General features: G+C 74.9%; 12 protein-coding genes. 7 read left to right on the top strand and 5 right to left on the bottom strand.

Annotated features, from left to right (window positions below; all coding sequences use genetic code 11):
* The 3 genes from KBX39_RS12310 to KBX39_RS12300 form a co-directional block, all read left to right on the top strand.
* The coding region (locus tag KBX39_RS12310; RefSeq protein ID WP_210870537.1) for an MFS transporter at positions 1-983 on the top strand (983 nt) is incomplete at its 5' end.
* 81 nt (positions 984-1064) lie between these two features.
* Entirely contained in the window at positions 1065-2927 is a 1863-nt protein-coding gene (locus tag KBX39_RS12305; protein ID WP_187693816.1) for a transketolase, read from the top strand.
* Between the two features lie 89 nt (positions 2928-3016).
* On the top strand, positions 3017-3406 hold the full coding sequence (locus KBX39_RS12300; RefSeq protein WP_043323876.1) for a DUF2267 domain-containing protein: 390 nt from the start codon (positions 3017-3019) through the stop codon (positions 3404-3406).
* 97 nt (positions 3407-3503) lie between these two features.
* Here the strand turns inward: KBX39_RS12300 and KBX39_RS12295 are convergent, their stop codons facing one another.
* A complete protein-coding gene (locus tag KBX39_RS12295) occupies positions 3504-3902 on the bottom strand; it encodes a YchJ family protein (RefSeq protein WP_210870534.1) in 399 nt (132 codons plus the stop codon).
* Between the two features lie 110 nt (positions 3903-4012).
* On the opposite strand from KBX39_RS12295, the gene KBX39_RS12290 reads away from it, so the two are divergent.
* Complete coding sequence (locus tag KBX39_RS12290) at positions 4013-5014, top strand: phosphotransferase family protein (RefSeq protein WP_210870531.1); 1002 nt, start codon at positions 4013-4015, stop codon at positions 5012-5014.
* 3 nt (positions 5015-5017) lie between these two features.
* Here KBX39_RS12290 and KBX39_RS12285 read toward each other — a convergent pair whose 3' ends face one another.
* The 4 genes from KBX39_RS12285 to KBX39_RS12270 form a co-directional block, all read right to left on the bottom strand.
* On the bottom strand, positions 5018-5659 hold the full coding sequence (locus KBX39_RS12285; protein WP_069088694.1) for a class F sortase: 642 nt from the start codon (positions 5657-5659) through the stop codon (positions 5018-5020).
* 73 nt (positions 5660-5732) lie between these two features.
* A complete protein-coding gene (locus KBX39_RS12280; RefSeq protein WP_043323881.1) occupies positions 5733-6215 on the bottom strand; it encodes a hypothetical protein in 483 nt (160 codons plus the stop codon).
* Between the two features lie 241 nt (positions 6216-6456).
* Positions 6457-7125 carry a response regulator transcription factor gene (locus KBX39_RS12275; protein ID WP_069088645.1) on the bottom strand — a complete coding sequence of 223 codons (669 nt, stop codon included), beginning with the start codon at positions 7123-7125 and terminating at the stop codon, positions 6457-6459.
* Positions 7122-8225: a sensor histidine kinase gene (locus KBX39_RS12270; RefSeq protein ID WP_210870528.1), complete on the bottom strand. Its 1104-nt coding sequence runs from the start codon at positions 8223-8225 to the stop codon at positions 7122-7124. The genes KBX39_RS12275 and KBX39_RS12270 overlap by 4 nt, the downstream gene beginning before the upstream one ends.
* A 169-nt stretch (positions 8226-8394) precedes the next feature.
* On the opposite strand from KBX39_RS12270, the gene KBX39_RS12265 reads away from it, so the two are divergent.
* From KBX39_RS12265 to KBX39_RS12255, 3 genes are all read left to right on the top strand, one after another.
* A complete protein-coding gene (locus KBX39_RS12265) occupies positions 8395-8811 on the top strand; it encodes a DUF6069 family protein (protein WP_210870525.1) in 417 nt (138 codons plus the stop codon).
* 178 nt (positions 8812-8989) lie between these two features.
* A complete protein-coding gene (locus tag KBX39_RS12260) occupies positions 8990-9397 on the top strand; it encodes a YciI family protein (RefSeq protein ID WP_043323886.1) in 408 nt (135 codons plus the stop codon).
* Between the two features lie 8 nt (positions 9398-9405).
* On the top strand, positions 9406-10239 hold an 834-nt coding region (locus KBX39_RS12255), incomplete at its 3' end, for an RNA polymerase sigma factor (protein ID WP_210870539.1).

Below are 10239 nucleotides of genomic sequence, written 5' to 3'. Positions count from 1 at the left end.
CGCCGCTCGCCGCCGCCGGTGTCGCGCTCTGGGTGCTGCTGCCGTCCTACCCGGCGTTCGCCGTGGGTTTCCTGCTGTGGGGCGCCGGTGGCGCGCTGCGCTCGGGCGCGCTGGAGGCACTGGTCTTCACCGAGCTGGAGCGTCTCGGTGCGGCCGACAGGTACGCCCGGCTGATCGGCCGGGCCCGCACCGCCGAGGTGCTCGGCGCCGTCGGGTCCGGGGTGCTCGCCGGGCCGGCGTACGCGCTCGGCGGCTACCTCGCGGTCGGCGCGGCGAGCGTGGCGACCTGCCTGCTGGCGGCAGCCGTCGCGGCCCGCTTCCCGGAACACCGCCCACGATCGTCCGCGCCGGTTCCAGGTGGCGAGCCGGACGGGCCGCGCGCGAGTGCCGCGCCGGGTGACGACGAGCCCGGCTGGCTTAACAGCCTGTGCCTGGGCCTGCGCGAGGTGCGCGCCGACCGCCGCGTCCGGGCCGCCGTGCTGCTGGTCGCGGCGGTGACAGCGATCTGGGGTGGGCTGGACGAGTACACCGGGCTGCTGGCCGCCGACACCGGTATGGCCGAGGTGGGCGTACCGTTGCTGCTCCTGCTGGTCTGGGCCGGGATGACTGTGGGTGGGCTGCTCGCGCCGCTGGGCGAGCGGCTGTCCCACCGGGGGTACGCGGGCCTGCTGGTGTTCGCGGCGGGCGCGACGGCGGCCGGGGCGCTGCTGCGGCACCCGGCGGGGTTCGTGCTGCTGGCCGCCGCGTTCGCCGCGTTCCAGCTCGCCACAGTGCTCGCCGACGTGCGGCTGCAGGCCCGGATCGCCGGGTCGGCGCGAGCGACCGTCACGTCGCTGGCCGGGATGGCCACCGACCTGACCATCGTCGCCTTCTACGCCGGGTACGGGCTGCTCGCCGGCGCGGTCGGCAACCCGGCTGCCTTCGCGGTCGCGGTGCTGCCGTACCTGCTGGTGGCGCTGTGGCTGTTCACCGGTCGAGCATGAATCACCAGAAAAGGGACCAATGGTCGCGTTCGCGGCCTAGCGTGGGTCCGGAAAATCGGCGACCCCGGGGAGACGATCGCGGTGACGTTGGAAGCAGAGCGCACACTGCGCGACGAGGACCTGACCGGGCTGGCGGAGCTGGCCGCCCAACTCCGGGTGGACGCCATCCGGTGCAGCACGACGGCCGGCTCCGGGCACCCGACATCGAGTCTCTCCGCCGCCGACCTGCTCGCCGTGCTGGTCGCCCGGCACCTGCGCTACGACTGGTCCTACCCGGGCAACCCCGGCAACGACCACCTGATCCTCTCCAAGGGGCACGCCTCGCCGCTGCTGTACGCGGTGTTCCGGGCCACCGGCGCGATCAGCGAGCAGGAGCTGCTGGAGACGTACCGGCAGGCCGGGTCGCGCCTGCAGGGCCACCCCACGCCGGTGCTGCCCTGGGTCGACGTCGCCACCGGCTCACTCGGGCAGGGGCTGCCGGTCGGCGTCGGGGTGGCGCTCGCCGCCCAGTACCTCGACCGGTCACCCGCGCACGTCTGGGTGCTCTGCGGCGACAGCGAGACCGCCGAGGGATCGGTGTGGGAGGCGCTGGACAAGGCCGGGCACTACGGGCTGCGCAACCTCACCACGATCGTGGACGTCAACCGGTTCGGCCAGCGCGGCCCCACCGAGCTGGAGTGGGACCTGGACACCTACCGGCGTCGTGTCGAGGCGTTCGGCTGCCGGGCGATCGTCGTCGACGGCCACGACCTGGGCGCGATCGACGAGGCGTACGGGCAGGCACGCGAGGCCACCGGGCCGACGGTGGTGCTGGCCCGCACGGTCAAGGGCAAGGGCGTGCCGGAGGTCGAGAACGACCCGGCCTGGCACGGCAAGGCGTTCGACCCGGAACTGGCCGACCGGGCCGTACGGGCGCTCGGCGGCCCCCGCCGGATCCGGGTCGCCGGACCGAAACCTCCCGCCGCGCCGCGCACCGCCGCCGCCGAGCACCGGCAGCCGGAGCTGCCCCGGTACGAGCGCGGGACGAAGGTGGCCACCCGGAACGCGTACGGCGACGCGCTGCGCGCCCTCGGCGCCGCCCGGCCCGACGTGGTCGCGCTCGACGGAGAGGTCAGCGACTCCACCCGGGCGGAGAGCTTCGCCGCCGCGTACCCCGATCGGTTCTTCCAGATGTTCATCGCCGAGCAGCAGCTCGCCGCCGCGGCGGTGGGCCTGGCGGTACGCGGCTACCGGCCGTTCGCGGCGACGTTCGCCGCGTTCTGGTCCCGGGCGTACGACTTCATCCGGATGGCCGGGGTGTCCCGGGCCGACATCGCGCTGGTCGGCTCGCACGCCGGGGTCGAGATCGGCCCGGACGGCCCGTCCCAGATGGGGCTGGAGGACATCGCGGCGCTTCGCGCAGTGCCCGGCTCCACGGTGCTCAGCCCGGCCGACGCGGTCTCCTGCGCGGCGCTGGTCGCCCAGATGGCCGACCACCCGGGCATCACCTACCTGCGCACCACGCGCGGCAAGTACCCGGTGCTCTACGACGACGGCGAGCCGTTCCCGATCGGCGGCAGCCGAATGGTGCGCGACGGCGGCGACGTGGCGCTGCTCGGCACCGGCGTGACGGTGCACCTCTGCCTCACCGCCGCCGACGAACTGACCCGCGAGGGCATCGACGCGCGCGTGATCGACATGTACTCGATCAAGCCGGTGGACCGGCAGCGCCTCGCCGAGACCGTGGTGGAGACCGGCGGGCGGCTGGTGGTGGTCGAGGACCACTACCCGGAGGGCGGGCTGGGCTCAGCGGTGCTGGAGGCGCTCGCCGACCTGGGCGAACCGTCCCGGGTCAACCACCTGGCGGTACGCGGGCTGCCCGGCTCCGGCACCCCGGCCCAGCAGTTCGACCGGGCCGGCATCGGCGTCGGCGCGATCGTCTCGGCGGCGCGGGCCCTGGCCTGAACGCCTGGTCGCCGGGGCCAGGTCAGCGGCGGTGTTTGCCGAGGCCGGCGGCGGGTAGCCACGCTGCCGTTGCGACGGGAGGACAGACGATGGCCGAACCGGAGTTCTACGCGCGGGTGTCCGCCCGCGCCGGCGTACCGGTCGAGACGGCCCGCGCGCTGACCGAGGCGACGCTGCGCACGCTCGCCGAACGGATCAGCGGCGGCGAGGCCGACGACCTGTCCGCGCACGTCGCGCACGAGCTGCGTCCGTTGCTGGCGCGCGCCCGGGTCGAGGACCCGGAGGTCTTCGGGTACGACGAGTTCCTGCGCCGGGTCGCCGAGCGCTCCGGCGCGACCCCGTCCGACGCCGAGCGCGGCGCGCGGGCGGTGCTGCAGGCGCTGCACCGGGTGGTCGGGCCCGCCCAGTTCAACCGGGCGCTGTCCCAGCTGCCGCGCGAGATCGCCGAGCTGGCCCAGCCCGCCCCGCGCCCGGCCTAGGCGAAAGGAAGGGCCCCTTGTTAACGCCTCCGGTAGAGGAAGGGCCCCTTGTTAACACCCGCCGCCGCAGGCTGCGCGCGTCGGCGCCAGGGAGGCGTCACTCGGGCAGCGCGTCCAGGTAGACCCAGCGGCCGTCCTCGCGGGCGAAGCGGCTGTGCTCGGCCAGCACACCCGCCCGGCCACCCTCGCGGTAGTGCGCCCGGAACCGGACCGTGCCGGCGCTGTCGAACAGGCCGCCCTGACCGGTCTCCACAATCTCCAGCCGGGTCCAGCGCGTGCCCGGGTCCAGCTCCAGCCGCTCCGGCCGGGTGGTCGAGTGCCAGCTGTGCCGCAGGTAGGCGGCGTCGCCGAGCGCGAACGCGCTGAACCGGGACCGCATCAGCGCCTCCGCGGTCGCCGCCGTCGCCTCGCCCCGGTGGACCGGGGCGCAGCAGTCCGCGTACGGCCGGCCGGTGCCGCACGGGCATGTCGCCGTCCGTTCACCCCGTCTCGCCATGCCGCGATTCTCCCAAGCCTCGGAGAGGTGTTAACAAGGGGCCCTTCCTCTACCGGAGGCGTTAACAGGGGGCCCCTCCTTACACCTCAACCCAGTAGGCTTCCCGGACCATGAGCGTGAGTCCGACTCAGCGTGTCCTCGACCCCGATCAGGTCCGCCGATACCTCACCGCCTCGCTCGGGCCCGGCGTCGAGGTGGCCGACTGCGGCCCGCTGACCGGTGGCGGCTTCGCCGCCGTCTGGCAGGTACGCCTCACCGACGGCCGGGACGTGGTGCTCAAGGTCGGTCCGCCGCCGCACGTGCCGCTGCTGCGCTACGAGCGGGACATGGTCGGCGCGGAGGCGCACTACCTGCGCCTGGTGGCCGACCGCGCACCGGGGGTGCCGACGCCGGCGCTGCTGCACCACGGAACCGACCCCGAGCTGGGCGACTGGCTGATCATGGCGCGGCTACCAGGTCGTACCCTCTGGGACCTGAGCCAGGCCGGCGCGGAGGTCGGGCCGCTGCGCGAGGAGTTCGGCCGCGCGCTCGCCGCGCTGCACGCCGTCACCGGCGAGCGGTACGGCTACGACGGCGACCGGGCGCACGGGGCTACCTGGCGGGACGCGTACACGGCGATGGTGGACGACATGCTCGCCGACGCCGCCGACTGGGCGGTGCCGCTGCCGGTGCCGGCGTCCCGGATCCGGGAGCTGGTGGCGCGGCACGCGGCGGTGCTCGACGCGGTACGCCGCCCGGCGCTGCTGCACTTCGACGGCTGGGCCGGCAACGTGCTCGCCGTGGACGGGCCGGACGGCACACCCCGGCTCACCGGCCTGGTCGACGGCGAACGCTACCTGTGGGGCGATCCGCTGATGGACCTCGTGTCGCCGCTGCTGTTCCGCCGCGCCGAGGACGAGCCGGACGACCCGCTGGTGCGCGCCTACCGGGCGGCGGCGCCGTTCCCGCTCGACGCCGGGGCGCGGCGGCGGCTCGGGTTGTACCGGCTGTACCTCTACCTGCTGATGACTGTCGAGATGCCCAGCCGGAACATCACCGCCGACAACGACCCGGGCCGGGTGGCGCTGCTGGCCGAGCTGCTCGACGCCGAACTCGCCGACCTGGCCGGCTGAGCCTCACCGGGTCGCGGTGGCGAAGACGACGATGTTGTCCGGATAGCTGCCGGTGCGCGGGTCGAACCGCCCGCCACACGTGATCAGCCGCAGCCGTGCCGCCGCGTCGCCGCCGTAGACCCGCGCGGTGGGGAAGCGTTCCTTCGGGTACGCCCCGACGCCGTCCACGGTGAACGCCGCCGTCCGGCCGTCGGCGCGCAGCACCCGGATCGTGTCGCCGGGGCGCAGCCGGCCGAGGTCGAAGAAGACCGCCGGGCCGTGCTGCGAGTCGACGTGCCCGACCAGCACCGCGTTGCCGGCCTGGCCGGGGGCGGGACCGGGGTGGTACCAGCCGGTGACCTCCGGGCGTTCCAGCGGCGGCACCTCCAGCGCGCCGTCGGCGTCGGTGGCCACCGGCACGATCTCGGCGTCCACGCCGATGCGCGGGATGGTCACCCGCACCGGTGTGGCGCGGGGGAGCGCCGGGCCTGCCGTACCCGGTCGTTCGGTGGCGGGCGCGGCGGAGACGCCGGGCTGTGGCGGTGGCGTCGACGTGGTGCCGAGCCCGGCCGAGACCAGTCCGGTGCCGGTGGCGGCGGCGACGGTGACGGCGGTGACCACGACGGCGGTGCGCAACCGCGACCGGCGCTGCGACTCCGACAGCATCCCACCTCCGTCCGACAGGGACGTGCCGCCCGCGCCGGGTGCTCCGGCGCGGGCGGACCGCTCGACGATCCGGTCAGGCGACGGCGCCCGCGCGGCGTCGGCGGATGACCGCGTACGCGCCACCGGCGAGCGCCCCGGCGGCCAGCACGCCCCCGGCGACCAGCACCCCGGTGTCGCCGTCGCGCCCGCCGCCACCGGCCTGCGCGCCGCCGATCGGGGTGACGGTGAACGTGGCGCTGCCGCCGTCGCTGCCGTCGCCGCACGTGGTGGCGACGGTGTACGTGCCGAGCGTGAACCCGGCGGTGAACAGCTCGGCGCTCAGGCCACCGCCCGCGGCCGCAGTGGTGGACCGGACGTTCTGGTCCCGGTCCGGGCCGGTGACCCGGAAGATCGCGTCACCGGCGTTCGGGTTGCACGTGGTGGTCAGCACGACGGTGCCGCCGACCGGGGTGGCGGCGGGTGAGACTCTGGTGTCCGCCAGCGCGGCGGCCGGGAGCAGCAGTGCGCCGAGGCCCACGCCGAACGCCGCCGATCCGAGAAATGACTGTGCCTTCATCCGCGTCTTCCCTCACTTTTCGTCCGCTGTAGGCGTGGGACGTCGTTCGGGTGGCCAACTCCGTGACGAGCACCGGTGTGGCCAACACTAGGAGGGTTGCGGCGGTCACTGGGGGTAATTGAGAAATCTTCGTTGCCGTCCGGTGTGCTCCCTGCCGCCGTCGGAGGGTGGACATGCCGGGCCAGGCTGGACGGCGAGCCGTCCCGCTTCGCCGTGTCTGGGTCCGCTGTCCGTTTCGCGCCTACCGGACGGGCGGTTCCGGCCGGACCAGCCCGGTGTCGTACGCGAGCACCACCGCCTGGATCCGGTCGCGCAGGCCCAGCTTGGTGAGGATCGCCGAGACGTGTGTCTTCACGGTGGCGGTGCTCAGGTGCAGCCGGGCGGCGATCTCCGCATTGGACAGTGCCCGCGCGGTGAGCGTCAGCACCTCCCGTTCGCGGGCGGTCAGCACGGCGAGGGCGTCACCGGTGGGTGTGGGCGCGGGAAGCCGGTCGGCGTACCGGTCCAGCAGCCGCCGGGTCACCGTCGGCGCGAGCAGCGCCTCGCCCCGGGCCACCACGCGTACCGCCTCGGCGAGGTCGGCCGGGCGGGTGTCCTTGAGCAGGAACGCGCTGGCCCCGGCGCGCAGCGCGGCGTAGACGTGTTCGTCCAGGTCGAACGTGGTCAGCATGACCACCTTGGCCGGGTTGCCGGCGGCCACCAGGTCGCGGGTGGCGGCGATGCCGTCGCGGCGGGGCATCCGCACGTCCATCAGCACCACGTCCGGCCGCGTACGCGTCGCCACCGCGACCGCCTCGACCCCGTCGGCGGCCTCGCCGACCACGCTCAGGTCGGGCCGCGCGTCGAGGACTGTGCGCAGCCCGGCGCGGATCAGCTCCTGGTCGTCGGCGATGACCACCCGTACCGTCATCGGGCCGCCTCCACCGGCAGCCGGGCGTGGACCCGGAATCCGCCGGCCGGCAGCGGGCCGGCGTCCAGTGTGCCGCCGAGCAGCCGGGCCCGTTCCCGCATGCCGACGATGCCGCGCCCGGTGGTCGTGCCGGGGCGGCGGGCGGGCGCCGGGCCGTCGTTGACGACCTCCAGCCGCAGTACGCCGTCGCGGTAATCGACGTCCACGTCGGCGCGGGTGCCGTGACCGTGGCGCAGCGCGTTCGTCAGCGACTCCTGCACGATCCGGTACGCCGACAGCTGCACCCCGCCGGGCAGCGCCTCGCCGTCGCCGTCGCGCCGCAGCGTCACCCGCAGGCCCACCGCCCGTACCGCGTCGGCGAGCGCGTCGAGCTGCGCCAGTCCCGGCTGCGGTCCGTCCGGTTCGGACCCGTCGTCGAGGGCGAGCGCGTGCAGCATGGCCCGCAGCTCGGTCAGCGCCGACCGGGCCGCCGTGTCGATCGCGGCGAGCGCGGCGCGGGCCTGCTCCGGCTGCTCGTCGAACACGTCCTCGGCGGCGGCGGCCTGCACCGCGATGACCGCGACGTGGTGCGCCACCACGTCGTGCAGCTCCCGGGAGATCCGCTCCCGTTCGGCGGCGCGTACCTGCCGTTCGCGCTCGCCACGCCGCTGCGCCTGGCCCCGCTGCAACTCGCCGAGCGTCCAGCTCAGGCCCAGCGCGGTCACCGCCAGCAGCAGGTCCCGCCAGCCGCCGGTGACCAGCTTCCACGGCGTGGGCGCGAGCAGCAGCCCGAGCGCGACGAGCGAGTACCGGGGCGGGCGCAGCCGGGCCACGTACGCCATCGGCACCGCGACCAGGCCGAGCCAGCCGAGCTGCGGGCAGAGCGCCTCGAGGCCGACGCCGGCGAGCGCGGCGACGCCGAGGGCGTACCCCGGGTGGCGCCGGATCCACAGCAGACAGCCGGCCTGCGCGACGGCGAGGCCGACCGCGACGGCGGTCGCGCCGGTCGTGTCCGGGCCGGCGTCGGAGGCCAGCAGCGCGAGCAGGCACACGGCGAGGCTCACGGTGGCGATGCCGCCGTCGAGCAGCAGCAGGAGCCGGGACCGGGACGCGCACCTCATGTCCGGATGCTAGGCCGCGGGCGCACCGCTTCTCATCGGTCGCCAGACCGAGATCCGGGCCGGTGATCGGTCCGGCGACGGAGCCGGGAACCGCTCCGCGGCCCGATCCGCGCAGCGGCCCGCCGGACCTAGCGTCGGCGGCAGTCGTCCCGATGCCGAGGAGCTACCGATGGAAACCACGATTCCGACCGCCGCCACCCGCCCGACCCGCCGCCGGGTGCGGCTGCTGACGGTGCTCGCCGCCACCGTGGCCACGCTGCTGGGCTGGGTGGTCGCGGTGCCGCTGGCCGGGGTGGATCTGACCGCGCGCACCGGTTCGGACGTGCAGCGGGTGACGCCGGTGGCGGTGGCGGTGAGCACGCTGCTCGCCGGACTGTCCGGCTGGGCGCTGCTGGCCCTGCTGGAGCGGCTCACCGCCCGCGCCCGGACCGTCTGGACGGTGGTCGCGGGCCTGGTGCTGCTGGTGTCGCTGCTCGGTCCGCTAAGCGGGGGAGTGGGGGGCGCGGCGACGCTGACGCTGGTGGCGTATCACCTGGTCGCGGGCACGGTGCTGATCACCGGTCTGCGCCGCGGCGCCGCCGCCTGACGGGCCGGGCCGCCGCGACGGGGGCAGGCGGCCCGGCCTCCAGAACTAGCCTCCTAGGATGCCCTACGCGATGTGACGCTCGAAATTCCTCCGCCACCGATGTCGAGAACGGGCAGGCGGCTTCGTCCCCGGAGTGAACGCGGCCAGAATGGGTCGCACCCTCCATGAGGAGACACAGATGAAGTACCTGCTCCTGAAGCACTACCGCGGCGGTCCGACCCCGGTCACCGACATGCCGATGATCGACAAGTGGACGCCGGAGGAGATCTCCGCGCATGTGAACTACATGCAGGAGTTCGCGGCCCGGCTGCAGGAGAGCGGCGAGTACGTCGACGGCCAGGCGCTCGCCCCGGAGGGCACGTTCGTCCGCTACGACGGCGAGGGCCGACCGCCGGTGACCGACGGCCCGTTCGCCGAGACGAAGGACCTGATCGCCGGCTGGATGGTGATCGACGTGGACAGCTACGAGCGTGCCCTCGAACTGGCCGCCGAGCTGTCGGCCGCGCCGGGGCAGGGCGGCAAGCCGATCCACGAGTGGCTGGAGCTGCGCCCGTTCCTGACCGCGCCGCCGACCATCACCGAGTGATCCGTCCGATGGACGAGGTCGCGCTCCGCAGCCTCATCCCGGGCGTGCTCGGTGTCCTCGTCCGCCGCGGAGCAGACTTCGCGGCGGCCGAGGACGCGGTGCAGGACGCGCTGATCGAGGCGTTGCGTGTCTGGCCGGCCGACCCGCCCCGCGACCCGTTGGGCTGGTTGGTGACCGTGGCGTGGCGCCGGTTCCTGGACGCGGTCCGCGCCGACGCCGCCCGGCGCCGACGGGAGGACCTGATCGAGGAGGAGCCGCCGCCCGGCCCGGTGCCCGCCGTGGACGACACGCTGCGGCTCTACTTCCTCTGCGCGCATCCGTCGCTGAGCCCGTCGTCGGCCGTCGCGTTGACGCTGCGCGCCGTCGGCGGGCTCACCACCCGGCAGATCGCGCAGGCGTACCTGGTGCCGGAGGCCACCATGGCGCAGCGGATCAGCCGGGCCAAGCGCACCGTCTCCGGGGTTCGCCTCGACCAGCCCGGTGACGTCGCCACCGTGCTGCGCGTGCTGTACCTGGTGTTCAACGAGGGCTACTCCGGCGACGTGGACCTGGCCGCCGAGGCGATCCGGCTCACCCGCCAACTCGCCGCCGCGATCGACCATCCCGAGGTGGCCGGGCTGCTCGCGCTCATGCTGCTGCACCACGCCCGCCGGGCCGGCCGGACCGCGCCCGACGGCAGCCTGGTGCCGCTGGCCGAGCAGGACCGCAGCCGGTGGGACACCACGCTGATCGCCGAGGGCGTGGGCATCCTGCAGACCGCGCTGTCCCGCGACCGGCTCGGCGAGTTCCAGGCCCAGGCCGCGATCGCGGCACTGCACGCGGACGCGCCCACCGCCGCGGAG

The organism is Micromonospora sp. D75, assembly GCF_018070405.1.
GTDB lineage: Bacteria > Actinomycetota > Actinomycetes > Mycobacteriales > Micromonosporaceae > Micromonospora > Micromonospora chalcea.
This window is presented reverse-complemented; position numbering and strand designations above follow the sequence as displayed.